Below are 19620 nucleotides of genomic sequence, written 5' to 3'. Positions count from 1 at the left end.
AAGTGATCCAGGAAAGCGAAAAAACTTTTGTATTTTTTTCCGTCGTCAGGTGCTCTCTCTTAATTTGAATCTCTTTACGCGTATTTTTTAGGGGTAAGTGGATCACTTATTCAGAATCAATAACTTAGCCTGAATTTAGGCCGTTTTTGCCGCACTATTCCAAATTCTTATTCATTTTCAGGTGGTTAGGGGTGAAAGAAGGAAGAATGCGAACTGGTGGCGGCGTTTTTTTGGCTCTCTCGCGACGCCCAACCCGCCCTCCGGCCAGGTCCGACATGCGGACCGCCTATAGTTACGAATGTGCTAATTCAATGATAGATAGCATTCTGCCAAAGTGAAAAGGTAGCCTAACAAGGCCGTAAATCTTTATTTCACAGCGTCTTTCTTTGCACTTGACTGTCGCTTACGGCAGGCGCTCTTTCCTCGTTATTTCAGATATGCTACTATAAAGTGAGTTAGGGAGGGTAACATGCGTATCTTCGTTCTGCTCATCGCCATAGGCCTCAGCGTATCGACCATGGCAGTCGTTCCGCCCGCTGCGGTAGCGGGGCCATGCGACCCGAATGTCGCTCGCTGCTAGCGAGGAAAATCCGGATCCACCGGCACTGACTGGTTCCGCTTGAGAACCTGCGAACGCCACTATTTCTGGAGGGGCGGATGGATAATCCTTGGCCGGCGGATATCCCGTGGTCGCTGTGGAAGTACCAGGGCCTTAGCCTCAGCGACATGCCGCAGCTTCCCATGATGGGCGTCAGGTTCGATCCGTCTTTCCTGTACGCCTTCGCCTTCGGCTGCCTTTTCGTGGTGTTCTTCTCCTGGCCGCGGTTCAAGAGCAAGGGGCGGAACATCAATGCCACCTCCGAAGCGCTGCGCGAATTCGACCCCACGGATCTTGGCGGCCAGAATTCGCTCCACAGGGCCTATTTCATCTACGCGGGCGCGCTGCTCCTGCTCTATGTGTCGCTCACCTTCTTCGGCAAGCTCATCTTTCAGGCAACGCAGATGATCCCCGTTGCCGGCATCTCTGTCGATGTCGCCGAACTGAAGTTCGACAGCCCGCAATGGCCGCTGACACTTGCCTTCGCGTTCGCAGGGCTCGCGGATATGCTTCCGCCCGTGCGGCTCGCTGAGGAGTGGCTTCGAAATCGGGCTTTCCGGGCGGCCGGCATCCCCGTGCGTGTCGAACAGACGACACGCAGCCTCATAGCCACGCTCGAGGAACCTTCCGTTCGTCCCCCTAAGAACGATAAGGAAGACCGAGACAAAAGCGCGGGCTCCCTTCGCGCGCTGTTGAATGGCTATCGCGAGAATTGGGAAGAGCAGATCGAGAGCAATGAGCGCTTCAAACGGTTGCTGGGGAAGCGGCTTTCCCGAAGGAAGGAACTGGTCAGCCTCCTGTCGCACTTAGAGCTCCTGGTCGTTTGGGCCAAGAACACCCGTGGCAGCTGGCCGGGAGCCGAGGTTTCAACGCGCGTGCGGGAGACCGAAAGAAAGTTCGTGGACCTGGCGGACAAGCTGCTGAACGAGGGGCAGCGGAGGCTGCGGGAACCCGTCGATCCGGCGAAACCCGACACGCATTTCAGCGAAACCCGGTTCGACGACTATCTTTCGAACGTCATCAAGGACGCAACCGCGATCCGTTTCGAGTTGGTGACCCTGCTGGCGATCTTCCTCGAGCGCGATCCCGACTTTCGAGGGCCGGGCAAGCCGTCGCACCCGGCTGATGTTCACGCTATCGACGCTCTTGCCGATCTGCTGTGGGACACGGACCGGCCCGATGCGGTCGGCAGCGGGCCGGAAGCCGGGCTTCTGGTATCGCTCATTCCGGTCTTCATTCTCTTCGCCGCCGGCGCTTGGAAGGGGGTGCAGGAGCTTGCCGGCCAGTATGTCGAAACGACAAATCTCGCCGGCGTCCTGCTTACCGCCCTCCTGGAAACACTGACGATCGCTTCCCTTACCTGGCTGCCTCTTCTTGCGGCATTTTCGCTCCGCCAATATCGATGGGACACGAAGGATTGGGCCGGAACACAATCAAAGGGGCAGCATAGCCATTCTTCGCGCTTGTCGCAGATCATGGCCTGCCTTGCGCTTGCCCTGGCTGCATCGGTGATCGGACTGACCGGCGTCGCGATGCTGCGCGCCTTCGCGGTCGCTCAGAACGCGAACTATTTCAATGCGCTGCTCGTCGGCGGATCGAGTCCTTTCATACTCTATTACCCGACGCTGGCCGTCATCGTTCTTCCCATGGTCCCGATATGCCTGCTGGCGGCCGATCGGCGGGTTGACGGCGAACCCGTGCTTGGCCACGCCGTGGCTTGTGCTGCCGCGGTCCTTATCCTATCCATCGCCCACAGCTGGTTCTGGAATCCCGTCTGGGCTCGTGAATGCCTGAGTATGGCGACAATCGCGACCGCAGACTGCAGCCGCCGGTCGGATACCCTCAGTCGCCTGATACTGACGGTCCTGGTGTTTCTGTCGACCTGGATCTTGGGTCAGCCCGGTTCCAGCCACATGCGGTCGCCGATCGATGGGAAGAATGTTGGATTGGCCGTCAGCGTTATCGTGGCAGCCGCTTTTGCGCTCAGCACGCCGATGCTTGCCAAGGAGATCCGGGTCGGCTTTCGTGACGATGTCGAGCCATTTTCGTATCTCGCCGATGACGGACATGGAAAGCCTCACCATATCGGCTACCTGGCGGATCTATGCCATCAAATATTCGAAGGCGGAGAGTACACGATCGAGGAACAGTCGGTTACATCAGCCGACCGGTTCAAGCTGGTGAACGGGGAAACCGTCGACGGCAAGGAACGTATCCAGGTTCTATGCGATACTGTTACGATGCGCTTTTCCGGATCGCCGATCAGCGCCAACAGCGATGGAGGCGATCGCGAGGAAGGCGATTCAGGCGACGATGCCGAGGGTGGCGAGGGCCGGTCCAGACGCAACTGGAACAGCATCTACTCGCCGATCGTCTTTGCGTCCGGCGTCTCTTATCTCGACCGGTCGTCGCGCGAGGCGACGACGCGCGGTGGCGACGTTCTGATCGGTTATGTCTCGGCGACGACCGCCGCCGATGTCGCCCTCAAGAGCTGCCAGGTCGATCTCTTCAAGACGCTTGCGCCGACCCAGCGAAAGGCGATCTACGAGCGGTGCCGTTTTCTCGATGCGGCGGCGGCGACACAGCGCAGAATCCAGATGCTTCCGAAAGGCGCCACCCTGAGTGCTTCCGACCAGGCGGTGCTCAGGAAAGCGCTGCAGAGTGCGCTGTTCCTCGCGGACCTCGAGATTCAACCGAAGGAGCAGGCTACATCGTTCCTCCCGCTGCCGTCCCAGGTGATGGCGCACAAGCTCCTGGACACACTGAAGGAGATTTGTCCTCCGAAGAAGGAGGGCGAGCAGGCCAACCCGGAAAGCCCAGCGTGCAAGGTGGCGCTTCAGGCAAATCTGGGCAAGCTGGCATCAGCCGTTACCGATCCCCTATGCCCGTCATCCAAACCTGCAGCCAAGAAGGAAGATGGCGGCGATAAGGACAAGGACAAGAAGTCCTGGCGTGAATATCATTTCTGCCCCATGGAGGATTACGGGCAGCTCATCCAGTGGTTCTGCAGCCCGAGCCCCGGCTTGAGGCCGATCTTCATGGGCGATCGGGAGCTGATCCTCGGCAAGCTCGACAGCTGGAACGCCCGCAATGCGCCCTGCGTGGTGGAGCAGCCGACCGGCGCCGAATATCTGACCTATGAACCCTATGCTCTGCTCGTAAACCGGGACGATCCCGAGCTGGTGCAATTCGTGCAGACGCGCGTCTACCAGATCTTTTCCCACCGCTCGACGGCAACTGGGCTCTTTGCCTCCTATTTCCCCAAGCGCAGCATGTCTCCTGCGCTCGCCTATCTCTACCTTCTGAACGCGGTCGATCCGGAGCAGGGCTATCTCGTTCCCTGCGGCACGCCCGACAAGGCACAGAGTGCGGCAACAGGCCCACCCTTGGCGGCGCCGCCAGGTCTTGCTGACGACATCCAGTCCTGCGCCGACGAGGAGGAGATCGAACCGAAGTCCGCTCCTGCCGTGGCGAGATCCGGGCCGGCGGTCGCCGGCGAGCGGGCATGGTCGATCCTGTTTTCGATGCTGCGCGTCATGGGTTTCGTCGAGTAACCTTGCCGCCACCATGATCCGGCTCAGGGGTGCGGGGTGAGACCGCGATAGGGCGAGAGCCGCCCGTTCCGCGGTCTCAGCTCCCTCGATCTGTTCGCCCGATCGTGCCGATGCCAGCGAGGATCAGGTCGATGCCGGCGAGGAATTGCTCGCGGTCGTCATGGTCGCCGAGCTTCGTGGCCAGATGATGCACGAAGGGATATCGCGCCGGGTCTAGCTCGGTCCAGCTTGCGGCGACGGCGCGGAGGGCGGCGGTCCTGTCCGTGCCTTGCGGCAGCAGGCGGGCATTGGCGGCATTCTGTCCGGCAACGCCGAGGATGTAATTGACGAGCGCCGACCCGGCATTAAACAGCGCCTCTTCGGGAACGCCGAGCGCCTGCAGCCTTCCGCCGATGGCTTCGAAGATCTCCAGCATCGCCGCCYGCCACGGCTCGCGAAAAAGATGGGTGCCGACCCAGGGGTGGGCGTCGATGGCGTCAAACAGACCGAGGGCAAAGGTGCGGATCGCCTGGCCCGGTTCGGCATCTTGCGCGACATCGGTCAGCACGCGGCCGATGATGGCGTCGGTGGCGGCGGTCAGCAATTCGTTCTTGTCGGCGACATGCCAGTAGATCGCCCCGCTGCCTGTCGAGAGACGCGCGGCGAGAGCGCGGAAGGTCAGGGCATTTTCGCCCTCGGCATCGAGGATATGGATCGCCGCTTCGACGATCCTTTCCTTTGAGAGGGCGTCGGTGCGCCGCTCGCTGCGTTGGGTCCTGTTTGGGCGGGTTCTGGTCCGCTGGGTCTTGATTTGCTGATTCCTGATTTTCATGGGCTGCATCTTGACATGAATGGAACGACGTTCCAATTACTATCTATGGAACACCGTTCCAATCATCTTCGGAAGGGAATGTAATGACTGCAACAGTCGCGATCGTCGGGGCAGGCCTCGGCGGCCTCACGCTTGCCCGCGTCCTCGCCGTCAACGGCATAGGGGCCACGATCTACGAGGCGGAGCCTTCGGCCGAGGCCCGCACACAGGGTGGCCAGCTCGATATTCACCCGCATAACGGCCAGCGGGCGCTGGAGGATGCCGGCCTCACCGAGGCGTTCCGCGCCATCATCCATCACGGCGCCCAGGCCGCACGCGCGCTTGACCAGCATGGCGCGGTGCTGCTGGAGAAGGCCGATGACGGCGCGCTCTCGCGCCCGGAGGTGTTGCGCGGCGATCTGCGTCGCATCCTCATAAGCTCCCTGCCTGCGGGCATGATCCAGTGGGGCAAGAAACTCACCGGCGTTGCGGCACTCGGCGCCGGCCGGCACGAACTGAGCTTTGCCGACGGGACCAGCGTCGCCAGCGATCTGCTTGTCGGGGCAGATGGTGCGTGGTCGAAGGTGCGGCCGCTGCTTTCGGATGCCAAGCCCGCCTATGTCGGCACGGCCTTCATCGAAACCTATCTCCATGATGCCGATGTCCGCCACACGGCTGCGGCAGAAGTGGTCGGCAACGGCGCGATGTTTGCGCTTTCGCCGGGCAAGGGCATCGTCGCCCATCGCGAGGCGGGCGGCGTGCTGCACGCCTATATCCAGATGAACCGCTCGCCCGAGTGGATCGCCGGCATCGACTTTTCCGATGCCGCTGCGGCAAAGGCCAGGATCGCCACGGAATTTGCAGGCTGGGCGCCGGCGCTCACTGCACTGATCACCGAAAGCGATACGGCGCTCGCCCCGCGCCTGATCCATGCGCTGCCGGATGCGCACCGGTGGCCGCGGGCATCAGGCGTGACGCTCATCGGCGACGCCGCCCACCTGATGGCGCCATCGGGCGAGGGGGCAAACCTGGCTATGTTCGACGGCGCTGAGCTCGCAAAGGCAATCGCCGCGCAGCCCGACAATATCGAAGCAGCGCTCGCCGCCTATGAAGAGCCGATGTTTACCCGCAGCGCGACGGAGGCGGAAGGCGCCCGCTTTATCCTGGATCTCTGCGTCGGCGACCGCGCGCCCTATGGGCTGGTCGATTTCTTCACCGGCAAGCTCGGGCAGGGATGAGGCGCTAGAGCCTTTCCGTTCTTCTCCGAATCACGGAAATTCTCTAACTCTTTGTTTTCACGCAATTCTGGACGCAAAACCGCTGCGCACTTTTGCTGGAATTGCTCTAGGCGGCCGTCACCATTTGTAATTCACTCGGCCGGTCGTATCCGACACGTGCGTGCGCGCCTTTCCCTGCGGAAGCTTGCTGCTTTGCCCAACCGACCTCTGCTGCACGGATTTGGCCGGACACTTGACGGCGTGGCCGGCGGCGTTCCTGCAGGCTGCCGCTGAGGCGGGATTGGCGGAGGTCATGGCGATGGTGACCGCTGCAAGCAGGATGGTACGAAGCATCGGCAGTCTCCCAGTTTTTTGCAACCGGATGGAGATTAAATTTGCCGATGCTGGTGTCAAGCCGTACCGCGTCCGCACTCTTCCCGGCGAGGCGATGACCCTGTAAACTGGCCGAACGTGTGCCAGACCATCTCATGCGGAGGCTCTCTATGGCCGAGGTCTTGTTGTTCCACCACGCACAGGGGCTGACCCCGGGCGTGCGCGCCTTCGCCGACGACATCAGGGCCGCCGGTCACGTCGTGCACACGCCTGACCTCTTCGACGGACGCACGTTCCAGAGCATCGAACAGGGTCTCACCTATATCGGTGAGACCGGATTCGACGACATGCGGGAGCGCGGCGTCCGCTTGGCCGACAAACTGCCCTCGGGGATCGTCTATGCCGGGTTCTCGTTCGGCGTGCTGCCGGCGCAGAAGCTCGCGCAGACACGGCCAGGAGCCCGCGGAGCCCTGCTTTTCTACTCCTGCCTGCCGATCAGCGGCACGTGGGCCTTCGGCCCCTGGCCGGACGGCGTCCCGGTGCAGATTCACGGTATGGACAACGACCCGGTCTTCGTCGGCGAGGGGGATATCGACGCGGCCCGCGAGATCGTGGCGAAGGTCGAGGACGCGGAGCTTTTCCTGTATCCCGGCGACCAGCACTATTTCGCCGACAGCTCGCTCCCATCCTATGACGCGGATGCAACCGCGTTGCTCACGATCAGGGTGCTTAAGTTCCTGGATCGCGTTTGATCCATTCCTGCGCCCCCGCAAGCGGAACGACCGGCGGGCATGGGCAGGGAGAGTGTGTGTCAGTCCGGGTAACAGGCAGCGATTGACCTGCCAGGGCGAAGATGTAGCCTGCGCCCATGCACAATGCGCTGCTCGACTATGCCGATCTCATTTCGCTGCTGACGGCCGTCGGCACCTTCGTCGCGATCGTCGCCGGCGTCGTCGAGCTCATCAAGGCGCGCCGCGCCCATGTGAAGGAGAAGGAGCAGGAGTTCAACAGCTCCTATCTGACGATCAGCGATGCCTATCACCGGCTGCTCGAACTCTCCGTCGAACATCCCCACCTCGGCATCTTCCCCTGGCAGGAAGAACCCGCCGACCTCTCCCCCGACGACCTCGTCAGGCGCGACATTTTCTACGAGATGATGATCTCGATCTTCGAGCGCGCCTTTCTGGAACGGCACAAGACGCCCGAGATAACAGAGCATTTCTGGCCCGGCTGGGAGACGTTTCTGAGAAGGCAGATCGAGAAGCCGTCGTTCCGGAAATATTGGGGGATTTTCGATGGGGAGGGGGCGTTCGGGGCGTATGATGCGCGGTTCGAGGCGTTTGCTAGGGGGCTCGATAGCGGACAGGCGGGTGGTCAGGGAGGAGGATGAGGTTGGATCAGATGGGTTCGGTATCCGGATGAGGCGCTGTCAATCTCAATTTCCCTCATTCCGGGGCCCTCGTGCCAGCACCAGGAGGAGATGAGGGAGGCGACCGCCCCAAGCAAGGACAGTGTAGGCGGCTTCGATAGCTATTGATGAGCCCTTTAGGCTCCATCTTTACCAATCGTAACTCCGACGCTTTCTGCGCTGGTGATCTCCAGGTGTCGCATGATGTTTTGCAGATAGATGCCAGCGTCGATCGTCCTGGACACGCCACTTCTGATATTCACGCGCGCATATGGCTCGAGATTTCTGAGAATGGTCTCTGGTTTGATCCCAAGCCGCGAGGCGAGGTAGGCGTATTCGGCGGCTCTTAAGGCGCCGTGCGAATGATCCCATGGCATCCAGTCGTCGTTGCGGATCAGGAGATCGCAAAATTGTTCGAGCGATGTTATTGCCGCAGCCCTTTTGCGGATCAGCATGCCGATATCGGCCGCCGCCCGCTCGATGAGCGGCTCTAGGCGATCGCCATAATCGCTGAGCCGCAAAGAGGAGCGCGGACTCCAGCTGCAATGCATTCCGACCTGACAGCGCGCGTTGAATGAAAATGTCTCTGGCTTTCTGTGGCCGTAGACCGGCCCGCCATACAGGATCAGGCATTCTTCGGCGAAGGCGAGGGCTTGCGGGTTTCTGAGGCCAAAATCGCACGCGATATTGTTGATCGGCTTTCCGAACAGGTTCCATTCCACAAGGCTTTCAACGCCGCCAATGCCTGGCCGGCGATAGAGAAGGCCGCTCACTTTGACGAAGTCGAGGCTCTCCATCATTCTGTCGAGCGCGGTCTTGATGTTCCGCAGCGAACTCACGGCCTTCTCGATCCCCTCAATTCCGGTTTGTGGCATCTGTAAGCTCAATCCGGCATCATCGCTACGGCCTGAAAGAACCGGTCCTGACTGGTTTCCACGATTTCCCCTCCAAGTCGGTCGAGCCCATCTCGGCAGGCATCGCGCACCATCAGATTCATGACATAAATCCACTATCAGCTACTGTGCCATTCCCGCGCAGGTCAAGTTGCATACCAGTGAAACTCCCCGGCAGGATAGCCCGAATGATGGCATCCTCAAGATAAAATCTACCAAAACGGCTTAGCCCAATTCTTGCAATCATCAGGGGTGGTGCAGGCATTATTGTCGCGATAATATCAACCGGATCTGCGGGTGGGCCGGACCTGTAACCTCGACTTGGAACTTGTTGAAGGCCCAACGTATTGTTTAGCGTTGTTCTATCGATCGAGGAATAAAAATGTCTTCAGAGTCCACGCGTCTCACATCCGAAGCGATGACACTATCGGCCGCTGCCGTTTTGAACTCGCTCATCTCCGTGCTTGGCAATAAGGGCCTGCTTTCTCCCGAAGAAGAGCGGGAAGTCTATCGCACCGCCGCCGAGATGATCGACGAAGCCTCCGGCGACGACGAGGATGGAACCTACGAGCTGGCGCGTGAGCTGATCGAACTCAGGCTTGCCGATACCTAGGGCAAGTCCGTTTTTCTGCGGGCCGTGGAAATGCTCTACTCCTCCTGATCATGCGAGCGCTTGAGCAGTCGAAGCATTGCATGGTGAAAGACGGCGCGCTCCTCGGCCTTCCAGTCATCAGTCAGTTGCTCGAACACCTCTTCCTGCCAATGGTGGGCGTCGACAAGCAGTCGCTGGCCCGCCCTGGTGACAGCGACCACGCGTTCGCGGGCGTCGCGAGGAGAGGGGTTCATTTCCAGATATCCGGCTTCCACTGCATCCCTGACGAGACGGGAGGCGCCACTTTGATCGATGCCGATTTCACGGGCCACGGAATTGATCGTCGCAGGCGCCCGCTTCGAAAGGGAGTCGGTCGCCTCGGTGGCGAGGACATATCTGCCGTTCTGCTCCATCGAGCGGCTAGCAGGAGTGCTCGAGCGACGGGACCAGTGCCGGATGAACTCGAACAGGGTCTGTCCGGGACCGCCGGTCTCTTGCTGCGAAGGGTCTTCGTCCGGGTCTCTCATTCGCTGGCGGCCATTTCGCGGCAGATGAATGCGAGTTCCAGCGCCGAGCTCAGATCGGGCAATCTCAGCGCTGCCGATATTTTGGCGCCGGTGACGCGAAAGACCGTCGCCACGCGCATCGGCCCCGGGCTTTCCGGCCATGACGCATCCTGTTCGACCACCATCAGGCGATCGCTGACCGGATGCCAGGATCGCGCCACGAGCTTGATCCCCGACCTTTCCACCCAGCCGGCGAAGTCGGCGGGCGAGATGGGGCCGGCACCCTTCGGGCCTAGCACCACGACCGGGTCGCTCACTGCCGCTGCAGCCCGCGTCGGATCGCCGGCGTTCACTGCTTCGTGCCACCGGTTGATTGCGGATTCGAGTTTTGTTTCCATCTGGCAAATATATGCGATTCGCATACATATTGCCAGATGCCGTTTGATCGCGCCGCCCGCACGACGGATTTCATCCGCATTCCTGAAACCGATTGCGATTTAAAACCGGTCGAGTTATCCTGCAGCTGATTGCATGACGCAACCAGAATGGCGCCGGCCCGGCGCTCCGGGAGGAGGAAGAGAACATGGCCAAGCTTGTTTACGGAAAGAACGTGTCACTGGACGGCTACATCGACCATCAGGCGTTTGCGCCCGGTCCCGTGCTCTTCCGTCATTTCATCGAGAGCGTGCGGGGCGCGGCAGCCATCGTTTACGGTCGCCGCATGTACGAGATCATGCGTTATTGGGATGACGACCACGCTGAGTGGGACGCGGCGAGACGCGAGTTTGCGGCGGCGTGGCGGGGCCAGCAGAAGTGGGTCGTGTCGCGCTCGCTGAGCTCGGTCGGCCCCAATGCCACGCTTGTCGGGGAGGGGCTCGAAACGGTCCTACGCGGGTTGAAGGACCGGCTTGCCGGGGAGGTCGGCATTGGTGGATCGGACCTGGCGCGAAGCCTGACCGACCTTGGTCTCATCGATGAGTACCAGCTCTACTTCCATCCCGTCGTGCTCGGCCACGGCACGCCATTCTTCGCCGCGCCCCGCCCGCGGCTGCGCCTTGTGGCCAGCGATCGCATCGACGAGGACGTGATCAGGCTGACCTACGTTCCGGCCTGAGGGCAGGGCGCGAGCCGGACGAAAAAAGCGTCGATTACTCGCCTCGATACGCCCAAAGCGCGGCAGACTGTCTGAAAATATACCGCGCAAGGTGTGTTTTTACGCGGGTCTCGCTAACTTTTCGTTGAAAAATTCATGTTTAGGATGCATCCGGAATTATTACTCCATCGCCGTGGTTGTGCTTCACCGGCTGGCTGGAGGGCGTAAGGCTCGGTTTTCCGGAGGGGCGATGAAGAGCTTTGGCGAGGTGCTGGCGGGCTATCAGGGCCTTGCTCCAGGTTTCAATTTCCTGCGCCTCGCGCTGGCGCTTACCATCGTTTTCTATCATGTCGTCATTGCTGACGGCTACTGGGATGCCGGCACCGGCCCTTTCCTGTGGTTCTTCGAATACAGTCTGGTGCCGATGTTTTTCGCCTTGAGCGGCTTCCTGATCACGGCCAGCGCCCAGCGGCTCGACCTCGCAAATTTCCTGCTCAATCGCGCGCTCCGCATCGTCCCCGCGCTCGCGGTCGATATCCTGATCTGTGCCTTCATCATCGGCCCGGCCGTCACCACGCTGCCGCTTGGCGAATACTTCACTGACGCAGGCTTCTTTGCCTATCTCATGAACATCATCGGCGCGATCCATACCGAACTGCCCGGCGTCTTCACAGGCAACCCGACCCCGCAGGTCAACGGTGCGCTCTGGACCATTCCCTGGGAGATCATCTGCTACACCATCATGTCGGTCATGATGATCACAGGTGTGGTGCGGCGGCCGGCGGCGACTTTCCTGCTGCTTGCGGGTTACGTCTTTACCGGCCTTGCAGTCGAGCATTTCATGCCCGCCGGGGCTCAGAACGGTTCGACCCTTCATGCGCTGTTCGTCAGCCGCGGCGCCCAACTCGTCACGGCCTTCCTCAGCGGCATCCTTGCCTATCAGCTGCGCGACCGGATCCCGATGAGCAGGATGGCGCTTTATGCCTGTATCGCCATTGCGCTGACCGCCATGATCGTGCTCGACACGAGGGCGACCCACAGCGTCGCCAACCGGCTGATCCTGATCCCCGTTCTAACCTACATCACCATCCATGCCGGCCTGTCGCGACTGCCGCTGCCGAAAAGTCTTGAGCGCGGCGATTATTCCTACGGCGTCTATCTCTACCACGTGCCGTTCATCCAGTTCGCGATCTTCCTGGCGCCGTCGGTCTTCGTCGGCACAGTTCCCGGCGTCGTCATGCTGACGGCGGTAACTGTCGCCGTCGTCCTCTGCGTCGCCGCAGTCTCCTGGCACCTCATCGAAAAGCCCGTCCTGTCGCTGAGGCGCTTTGCGCTGACGGGCAGGGTGACCGGCGCCGGAGAAAGCCGGGCGGCGATGGCGCCTGCCGCGGCCTTGGAAGGGTCGAGCCGGTAACGGCCGCAAACCGACCACACGCCAGAAAGATGAAAGGCCGTGCCATGCCAGTCGGGCATGCCGAGGGGTCATCATATGGGCGTAGGGGGCACCACCCGCATACCGCGGATTGCTGTCGTTCGTTCCCATGCGAAAGCTGCCAGAATGCATGTCTTGAAATGCTGCTTCATGGGGCCGGTTGAGGGGCAGGTCCAGGAGGCGGGTGGACGGGAAGGGGGATGCCGCTTATGCGGAGAATTCGCGTTAGTAACCTTGAGTATCTGAGTACATTTGGTGGAGCGTTGAGTATCTGTCGTGCACCCTCAGCCTGGAGCGCAGTGCTGGGAACCGCGACGGTTGTGTCATCAGCGAGTACCGATGGTTCCCTAAGCTTTGCCAGTCAGCGCAGCTTCGCCACTCCCGACGGCGCCGCCGTCCCGTCCTCCTTCGCAAGTCCGTCTTCCTTTATCGGGAATATCATGCAGCCTGCCGCGCTGGTCTCATCGGGCGGCGTGCAGACYGCCTCGATACCGCCGACGGCGATATCAGCGCCTTCGGGCGACGGCGGCACGCAGGATACGTCCACCAAGACGGCTTCGATCCTCCCGGCGCTGCAGACGACCACCACGACAACCGAGCGCACCGTGCTCGGCCCGGACCCGTACCAGGAAGCCGCGACGCTGCCGTCGGCGCCCGTGCTGACGGGCATTACCAGTGATGCCGGCACGGCAGGCCCTACCACGTCTCCGACCGATCCTGCCGCCGGTTCCGGCACGACGTCGTTACTCCTTCAGACCTCGATAGCCTCCATCTCGGTGCAGCCGAGCGAGAGCGTTTCCGCCGAAACCCCCGTAGGCTCGGTGGCGCTCGCAGCGCCGGCCGCTGCAGCTGCTGCTGCGCCGACGCTCAACAAGATCGCGCTCGAGAACATGAAGCAGGGCAACCCCATCAGCGAATGGGGTCTGGAGGGTGATGGCAACGGCAGCATCCAGGGCTTTGCCACCGAAATCAGCACCAATATCGGCCAGACGGTCGATTTCAAGATCGCCACGGATTCCACCCATTACCGCATCGATATCTACCGCATGGGTTATTATGGCGGGGCCGGCGCGCGCAAGGTGGACTCGATCGAGAAATCGCTGACCACGGCGCAGATCCAGCCGCACCCGATCGTCGACATGTCGCTCGGTCTCATCGATTGCGGCAACTGGTCGGTATCGGCCAGTTGGCAGATCCCTGGCGATGCCGTCTCGGGCGTCTATTTCGCCAAGCTGGTGCGCGAGGACGGCACCGAGGATGCAAGCATCATCCCCTTCGTCGTGCGCGACGATGCCTCGACCAGCAATATCGTCTTCCAGACCTCGGATACGACATGGCAGGCCTATAATGCCTGGGGCGGCGCCAGCCTCTATTATGGCGAAGTCCCGGTCGATCCCGCCGACATGATCGGCTACCTGCCGCCAAACTGCAGCTGCGGCCTGCAGGCGATCGGCCGCGCCTCGGCTGTCAGCTACAACCGCCCGATCATCACCAATACGAGCCCGATCGGCGGCTCGCACGATTACATCTTCGGCGTCGAATCCTCCGCCATCTCGTGGCTGGAGCAGAACGGCTACGACGTTTCCTATATCTCGGGCGTCGATGCGACGCGCAACGGCGCGCTGCTGCTCAACCACGATGCCTATCTCTCCGTCGGCCATGACGAATACTGGTCTGCCGAACAGCGCGCCAATGTCGAGGCAGCGCGCGACTCCGGCGTCAACCTCGCCTTCTGGAGCGGCAACGAGTGCTACTGGAAGGTTCGCTGGGAGAGCAGCATCGACGGCAGCGGCCAAGCCTACCGCACCATGGTCTGCTACAAGGAAACCTGGGGCACGAGCTCGGATCCGAGCGGTGTCGGCACCGGTACCTGGCGCGATCCGCGCTATGCCGATCCGGGGCAGGAGCCGGAAAATTCGCTGACGGGCACGATGTTCCAGGTGGACAGCTACCGCCAGGATACGATCTCCATCCCCTACGACTATTCGAACCTGCGCTTCTGGCGCAATACCGATGTTTCCCAGCTGAATGAAGGCGATACCTACAATCTGGTGCAGAACCTGCTTGGCTACGAGTGGGATTCCGATGTCGAGAACGGCTTCCGGCCGGATGGTCTCGTCAACCTGTCGCTCTCGTCCATCTCGGTTGAAACCTATCTGCGCGATTACGGCGCGACGGTCGGTTCCGCCGTCGCCACCCACAGCCTCACCATGTACCGGGCCGCAAGCGGCGCACTCGTCTTCGGCGCAGGCACCGTCTTCTGGTCCTGGGGGCTCAGTGATAACCACCAGGGCCCGACGACATCGACCGATCGCAACGTCCAGCAGGCGATGGTCAACATGTTCGCGGACATGGGCATCCAGCCGACGACGCTCGATGCGAGCCTGATCCTTGCGACCCAATCGACCGACACGCTGAAGCCGACCTCGTCGATCTCGTCGCCCATCATCGGAGCAAGCTTCCTCGAAGGCCAGCACGTCACGATCACGGGCACGGCGCAGGATTTCGGCGGCGGCATCATTGCCGGCGTGGAAGTCTCCACCGATGGCGGCCAGCACTGGTTCAAGGCCACCGGCCGCGAGAGCTGGAGCTATAACTGGGTCGTCCAGGCAAGCGGCACTTACACCGTCATGTCACGCGCCGTCGATGACAGCGTCAATCTGGAGGCGCCATCGACCGGCAAGCAGGTCACCGTCACGCTGCCCGGCACGCAGGGCCTGTGGACGCTGGCGGAAAAGCCGGCGACGGAAGTGGCGATCGATCGCGATCCGGTCGAACTCGGCCTGCGCTTCCAGGCAACGACCGCAGGTTCCGTGCAGGGCATCCGCTTCTACAAGGGCTTCTACAATATCGGCGATCATGTCGTCAGCCTCTGGTCCAGCGACGGGACGCTGCTGGCAACGGGCGTATCGACGAATGAATCGCTCTCCGGCTGGCAGACGGTGATGTTCTCCTCGCCGATCCAGATTGCGGCCGGCACGACCTATGTGGCCTCCTATCACAGCAACGGCTTCTACTCCGTCACCGACAATTATTTCGGTAGCGGCAGCACCTATGCCAGCGGCGCGCTGAAGGCCGTCGATGGCGGCGGGGCCTATGCCTATAGCGACAATGCCGGTACATTCCCGGGCCTCAGCCCTGGCGGGTCCAACTATTGGGTGGACGTGGTCTTCGATGCCGGACCCAACAGCGTGCCAGTTGCCGGCGACGACAGCGGCCTGACGATTTCGCGCAACGGCACGCTGACGATCTCCATCGCCACGCTTCTCGCCAACGATACCGATGCCAATGGCGATGCGATGACGATCAGCGCCGTCGGCAATGCGCTCAACGGCACTGTTACCCTCAACAAGCAGAACGGCACGATCATCTTCACGCCGGCTGCCAATTATTCCGGTCCGGCAAGCTTCAGCTATACGGTGTCGGATGGACGCGGCGGCACGGACCAGGCCAATGTCAGCCTCACCGTCGATCCGGGTCCGGCCGGCCAGTCGCTGTTTGCCGCCAATGAAGGGCCGACCGGCGGCAGCATCCAGGAAAATTCGCCGCTCGAACTCGGCATGAAATTCACGGCCTCGGTAAGCGGCACGATCACCGGCATCCGCTTCTACAAGGCCGCCGGCGATACCGGGCCGCACACCGGCTCGATCTGGTCGGCGAACGGCACTCTGCTTGCGACGATCAGCTTTGCCGATGAATCGGCCTCCGGCTGGCAGACAGCGGCATTCTCCAACCCGCTGCAAATATCGGCGGGCACGACCTATGTCGCCTCCTACCACACGACCGGCAGCTATGTGGCGACATCGGGCTATTTCAACTCGGCCCATACCAACGGCGCGCTGACGGGCCTTGCGGGCGCCAACGGCGTCTATTCCTACGGATCGGGCACGACATTCCCGACTTCCAGCTACCAGTCGTCGAACTACTGGGTGGATGTCGTCTTCAACCAGTCGACCACCAACACGGCGCCGGTCGCCGCCAATGACAATGGCTATACGACCTATTCCAACACCGCGCTTTCGATTGCCGCAGCAAGCCTGCTTGCAAACGACCATGATGCCGATGGCGATCCGCTCAGCATCACCGGCGTCAATGGTGCGGTCAACGGAACGGTGACGTTCAACAGCCAGACGAATAGCGTCATCTTCACACCTGTTACGGGCTATACGGGTGTCGCAAGCTTCACCTATTCGATCGCGGACGGGCATGGCGGCACGTCGTCGGCAACCGTCAGCCTGACGGTCAATTCACAGCCCGGCGGCGGCACGACATCAAGCCTGTTCACCAGCGCCGACACGTCGGGTGTTACCGCCGCCAATGACGCCAACTCGGTCGAGCTCGGCGTCAAGTTCATCGCTTCCGCCAATGGCCAGATCACCGGGCTTACCTATTACAAGAGCGCCCAGGATACCGGCACGCATGTCGGCTCGCTCTGGACGGCGAGCGGCCAACTCCTTGGGCAGGCAACCTTCATCAACGAGACGGCGAGCGGCTGGCAGACGGTTTCCTTCACGCAGCCGATCAATATCACCGCCGGCACGACTTATGTGGCGAGCTATCATTCCAACGGCTTCTATTCGGCAACCGCGAACTACTTCACGACAGACTATACGAGCGGTGCGCTGACGGCGCCGGCAAGCACGGTCAGCGGCGGCAACGGCGTCTATGCCTATGGCACGGGCAGCCTGTTCCCGAACTCTTCCTACAATGCCAGCAATTACTGGGTCGACGTGCTCTATAAGCAGGGCGCGCAGAATACGGCTCCGGTCGCCGCCAATGACAGCGGCTTTACGACGAACACGGGCACGCCGATCACCATCCAGGCCTCGGCACTCACTGCCAATGACAGCGATGCCGATGGCAATACGATCTCGATCACCGGGGTCAGCGGTGCGGTCAACGGCACGGTTTCCTTCGACAGCCAGGCGCAGACCGTCACTTTCACGCCGACGGCGGGATATTCGGGGCCGGCGAGCTTCAGCTATGCCATTGCCGACGGGCAGGGCGGCACGGCATCAGCTGAAGTTTCGCTCGCCGTCAACAACCCGGCTGCAGGACCGGAGCAGAACCTCTTTGCCGCCAATGCGACACCCTCGGTCATCTCTGTCAACGACAACCAGCCGGTCAATCTCGGCATGAAATTCCAGGCCGATACGGCAGGCTGGATCACCGGCATCCGCTTCTACAAGGGGGCCGACAATACAGGCCCGCACAACGGCTATCTGTGGACGGCTTCGGGCACTCTGCTCGGCAGCGTCACCTTCAACAACGAGACGGCCAGCGGCTGGCAGACCGCGCAGCTTACCCAGCAGGTCGCGATCCAGGCGGATACGACCTACGTCGTTTCCTACTCGACCAACGGCAACTACTCGGCAACGGGCAATTACTTCGGCAGCGAGGTGACGAACGGCGACCTCAAGGCGCTCGCCGGCAATAACGGCGTCTACGCCTACGGATCGGGCGGGCTGTTCCCGACGAGCAGTTACAACAGCACAAACTACTATGTGGACGTGGCGTTCAAACCGCAGCTCGCGGCGTAAAGCCTGCGAGGATGTAAGGCCAAGCATCGTAAAGGATGATCATATCGATGATGCGTGCAGACAACAGATTGCCGGTTACGGTTCTCGCCGGGTTTCTCGGCGCCGGCAAGACGACTGTCCTCAATCATGTACTGAGTAATCGTGAGGGTCGTCGGGTTGCTGTCATCGTCAACGATATGAGCGAGGTCAACATCGATGCGGACCTCGTGCGCGAGGGGGGTGCAGACCTCTCGCGCACGGACGAGACGCTGGTGGAACTTACCAATGGATGCATCTGTTGCACCCTGCGCGACGATCTCCTGAGCGAGGTACGCCGGCTCTCCGCCGCCGGCCGTTTCGATTATCTGCTGATCGAGGGCACCGGCATTGCTGAGCCGCTGCCGGTCGCAGCCACCTTCTCCTTCCGCAACGAGAGCGGCGCAGCACTCTGCGACGTGGCAAGGCTCGACACGATGGTCTGCGTCGTCGATGCGGTCAATCTTCTCGCCGATTACCAGAGCGCCGAGTTCCTTGCCGATCGCGGCGAAAGGCGTGACGGGGACGATGAGCGCAAGCTCGTCGAACTCCTCGTCGAGCAGATCGAATTTTCCGACGTCGTCATCATCAACAAGGCAGGTGAGGTGCCGCCCGCAATGCTCGCCGAGGTTCGCCAGGTCGTGGCGGCGCTCAATCCGGATGCCCGCGTCATCGAGGCGGTCTTCGGCCAGGTGCCGCTTGGCGCGATCATGGATACCGGCCTCTTCAGCGAGGCGAAGGCTGCTCGCCATCCGCTCTGGCACAAGGAGCTCTTCGGCTGGGGCGATCATGTGCCGGAGACCGAGGAATACGGCATTGCAAGCTTCGTCTATCGCAGCCGCCGGCCTTTCGATCCCGCGCGGCTCAGCGATTTCCTCGACAGGAAATGGCCGGGCCTCATTCGCGCAAAGGGCCATTTCTGGCTGGCGACAAGGCCTGATGAGATCGGCCTGCTGTCCATTGCCGGCACGCAATGCCGCATCGATACCAGGGGTTTCTGGTGGGCATCCGTGCCGAGGGCGCAATGGCCGCGTTATCCGCAGTTCCGCCAGCTGATCGATCGGCACTGGGACGATGTCTGGGGCGACCGCCGCCAGGAGCTCGTCTTCATCGGTTCCGGCTTCGACAGGCACGCCATCTGCAGTGCGCTCGATGATTGCCTTGCCGGGGAGGAAACGGGTTTCGATCCGGAGATCGCCACCGGGCTTCGGGATCCGTTTCCGCCCTGGCAGCACGCACATATGCATGCGCATTCAAAGAGTTAGAGCGTCCTAATGGACGTAAGACGCCCTAAGGTGAACGTGTTTTGATTATCAACCAGAGGAGAGAACAATGAGCAGCGAACTTTATGCAGACGGTATCGGCGAAATCACCATCACGGGCACGATCGTGCGCATCGACCTGATGTCGCTGTCGGCGACCGACCGCGATGCCAACAACAATCCGAAGCCGGTCTTCCGCCAGCGCATCATCATGCCGGTCGACGCCTTCGCCAATGCGGTCGATCTCATGCAGAAGGCGCTTGGCGGCCTGGTCGAGGCGGGTGCGGTTCGCCGGATCGGCGATATGTCGGCTGCCGCGGCCGCGGATATCCAGGCGGCGCAGGCCGGCGGGTCGAACGCTTCGCCGAACTTCAACTGATCAACAAC

At 61.4% G+C, this 19620-nt stretch carries 15 protein-coding genes; 10 read left to right on the top strand and 5 right to left on the bottom strand.

Annotated features, from left to right (window positions below):
• The first annotated feature begins 657 nt into the window (after window positions 1-657).
• On the top strand, window positions 658-4152 hold the full coding sequence (locus AC1DTN_RS28820) for a hypothetical protein (protein ID WP_477923680.1): 3495 nt from the start codon (window positions 658-660) through the stop codon (window positions 4150-4152).
• A 76-nt stretch (window positions 4153-4228) separates the two neighbouring features.
• Here AC1DTN_RS28820 and AC1DTN_RS28815 read toward each other — a convergent pair whose 3' ends face one another.
• On the bottom strand, window positions 4229-4963 hold the full coding sequence (locus AC1DTN_RS28815) for a TetR/AcrR family transcriptional regulator (RefSeq protein WP_477923679.1): 735 nt from the start codon (window positions 4961-4963) through the stop codon (window positions 4229-4231).
• A gap of 83 nt (window positions 4964-5046) precedes the next feature.
• Between AC1DTN_RS28815 and AC1DTN_RS28810 the strand changes: the two genes are divergently transcribed.
• Window positions 5047-6180 (top strand): FAD-dependent oxidoreductase, encoded by a 1134-nt coding sequence (locus tag AC1DTN_RS28810; protein WP_477923678.1) that lies wholly within the window; start codon window positions 5047-5049, stop codon window positions 6178-6180.
• A 117-nt stretch (window positions 6181-6297) separates the two neighbouring features.
• Here the strand turns inward: AC1DTN_RS28810 and AC1DTN_RS28805 are convergent, their stop codons facing one another.
• On the bottom strand, window positions 6298-6513 hold the full coding sequence (locus AC1DTN_RS28805; RefSeq protein ID WP_113324993.1) for a hypothetical protein: 216 nt from the start codon (window positions 6511-6513) through the stop codon (window positions 6298-6300).
• Window positions 6514-6662: 149 nt separating this feature from the next.
• On the opposite strand from AC1DTN_RS28805, the gene AC1DTN_RS28800 reads away from it, so the two are divergent.
• Both AC1DTN_RS28800 and AC1DTN_RS28795 read left to right on the top strand, forming a co-directional pair.
• Window positions 6663-7244, top strand: coding sequence for a dienelactone hydrolase family protein (locus AC1DTN_RS28800; protein WP_477923677.1), 582 nt, complete (start codon window positions 6663-6665; stop codon window positions 7242-7244).
• 116 nt (window positions 7245-7360) lie between these two features.
• A complete protein-coding gene (locus AC1DTN_RS28795; protein ID WP_477923675.1) occupies window positions 7361-7882 on the top strand; it encodes a hypothetical protein in 522 nt (173 codons plus the stop codon).
• Window positions 7883-8037: 155 nt separating this feature from the next.
• Here the strand turns inward: AC1DTN_RS28795 and AC1DTN_RS28790 are convergent, their stop codons facing one another.
• On the bottom strand, window positions 8038-8622 hold the full coding sequence (locus AC1DTN_RS28790; protein WP_477923673.1) for a hypothetical protein: 585 nt from the start codon (window positions 8620-8622) through the stop codon (window positions 8038-8040).
• A 553-nt stretch (window positions 8623-9175) separates the two neighbouring features.
• On the opposite strand from AC1DTN_RS28790, the gene AC1DTN_RS28785 reads away from it, so the two are divergent.
• Entirely contained in the window at window positions 9176-9406 is a 231-nt protein-coding gene (locus AC1DTN_RS28785; protein WP_113325709.1) for a hypothetical protein, read from the top strand.
• Between the two features lie 35 nt (window positions 9407-9441).
• Here the strand turns inward: AC1DTN_RS28785 and AC1DTN_RS28780 are convergent, their stop codons facing one another.
• Window positions 9442-9912 (bottom strand): MarR family winged helix-turn-helix transcriptional regulator, encoded by a 471-nt coding sequence (locus tag AC1DTN_RS28780; RefSeq protein ID WP_477923672.1) that lies wholly within the window; start codon window positions 9910-9912, stop codon window positions 9442-9444.
• Window positions 9909-10289, bottom strand: coding sequence for a hypothetical protein (locus tag AC1DTN_RS28775; protein ID WP_477923670.1), 381 nt, complete (start codon window positions 10287-10289; stop codon window positions 9909-9911). The genes AC1DTN_RS28780 and AC1DTN_RS28775 overlap by 4 nt, the downstream gene beginning before the upstream one ends.
• A gap of 185 nt (window positions 10290-10474) precedes the next feature.
• Here AC1DTN_RS28775 and AC1DTN_RS28770 point away from each other — a divergent pair, with 185 nt between their 5' ends.
• The 5 genes from AC1DTN_RS28770 (at window position 10475) to AC1DTN_RS28750 (ending at window position 19612) form a co-directional block, all read left to right on the top strand.
• Complete coding sequence (locus AC1DTN_RS28770; RefSeq protein ID WP_477923669.1) at window positions 10475-11005, top strand: dihydrofolate reductase family protein; 531 nt, start codon at window positions 10475-10477, stop codon at window positions 11003-11005.
• Between the two features lie 229 nt (window positions 11006-11234).
• Entirely contained in the window at window positions 11235-12398 is a 1164-nt protein-coding gene (locus tag AC1DTN_RS28765) for an acyltransferase family protein (protein ID WP_477923668.1), read from the top strand.
• Window positions 12399-12616: 218 nt separating this feature from the next.
• Window positions 12617-17956, top strand: a complete 5340-nt coding sequence (locus tag AC1DTN_RS28760) for a DUF4082 domain-containing protein (RefSeq protein ID WP_477923666.1) — start codon at window positions 12617-12619, stop codon at window positions 17954-17956.
• Window positions 17957-18003: 47 nt separating this feature from the next.
• Window positions 18004-19236: a GTP-binding protein gene (locus AC1DTN_RS28755; protein WP_477923664.1), complete on the top strand. Its 1233-nt coding sequence runs from the start codon at window positions 18004-18006 to the stop codon at window positions 19234-19236.
• A gap of 67 nt (window positions 19237-19303) precedes the next feature.
• Window positions 19304-19612 (top strand): hypothetical protein, encoded by a 309-nt coding sequence (locus tag AC1DTN_RS28750; protein WP_113325782.1) that lies wholly within the window; start codon window positions 19304-19306, stop codon window positions 19610-19612.
• The last annotated feature ends 8 nt before the right edge of the window (window positions 19613-19620 follow it).

Source organism: Rhizobium sp. 01T444 (assembly GCF_056398305.1).
Note: the sequence above shows the minus strand (reverse complement) of the source record. Positions and strands in the feature narration are given on the sequence as shown.

What these genes read in the sequence shown, in the direction of transcription:
- AC1DTN_RS28765 (WP_477923668.1), top strand. Translation starts at nt 11,235, where the DNA reads ATGAAGAGCTTTGGCGAGGTGCTGGCGGGCTATCAGGGCCTTGCTCCA.
- AC1DTN_RS28795 (WP_477923675.1), top strand. Translation starts at nt 7,361, where the DNA reads ATGCACAATGCGCTGCTCGACTATGCCGATCTCATTTCGCTGCTGACG.
- AC1DTN_RS28750 (WP_113325782.1), top strand. Translation starts at nt 19,304, where the DNA reads ATGAGCAGCGAACTTTATGCAGACGGTATCGGCGAAATCACCATCACG.
- AC1DTN_RS28805 (WP_113324993.1), bottom strand. Translation starts at nt 6,513, where the DNA reads ATGCTTCGTACCATCCTGCTTGCAGCGGTCACCATCGCCATGACCTCC.
- AC1DTN_RS28800 (WP_477923677.1), top strand. Translation starts at nt 6,663, where the DNA reads ATGGCCGAGGTCTTGTTGTTCCACCACGCACAGGGGCTGACCCCGGGC.
- AC1DTN_RS28775 (WP_477923670.1), bottom strand. Translation starts at nt 10,289, where the DNA reads ATGGAAACAAAACTCGAATCCGCAATCAACCGGTGGCACGAAGCAGTG.
- AC1DTN_RS28820 (WP_477923680.1), top strand. Translation starts at nt 658, where the DNA reads ATGGATAATCCTTGGCCGGCGGATATCCCGTGGTCGCTGTGGAAGTAC.
- AC1DTN_RS28780 (WP_477923672.1), bottom strand. Translation starts at nt 9,912, where the DNA reads ATGAGAGACCCGGACGAAGACCCTTCGCAGCAAGAGACCGGCGGTCCC.
- AC1DTN_RS28810 (WP_477923678.1), top strand. Translation starts at nt 5,047, where the DNA reads ATGACTGCAACAGTCGCGATCGTCGGGGCAGGCCTCGGCGGCCTCACG.
- AC1DTN_RS28770 (WP_477923669.1), top strand. Translation starts at nt 10,475, where the DNA reads ATGGCCAAGCTTGTTTACGGAAAGAACGTGTCACTGGACGGCTACATC.
- AC1DTN_RS28755 (WP_477923664.1), top strand. Translation starts at nt 18,004, where the DNA reads ATGATGCGTGCAGACAACAGATTGCCGGTTACGGTTCTCGCCGGGTTT.
- AC1DTN_RS28785 (WP_113325709.1), top strand. Translation starts at nt 9,176, where the DNA reads ATGTCTTCAGAGTCCACGCGTCTCACATCCGAAGCGATGACACTATCG.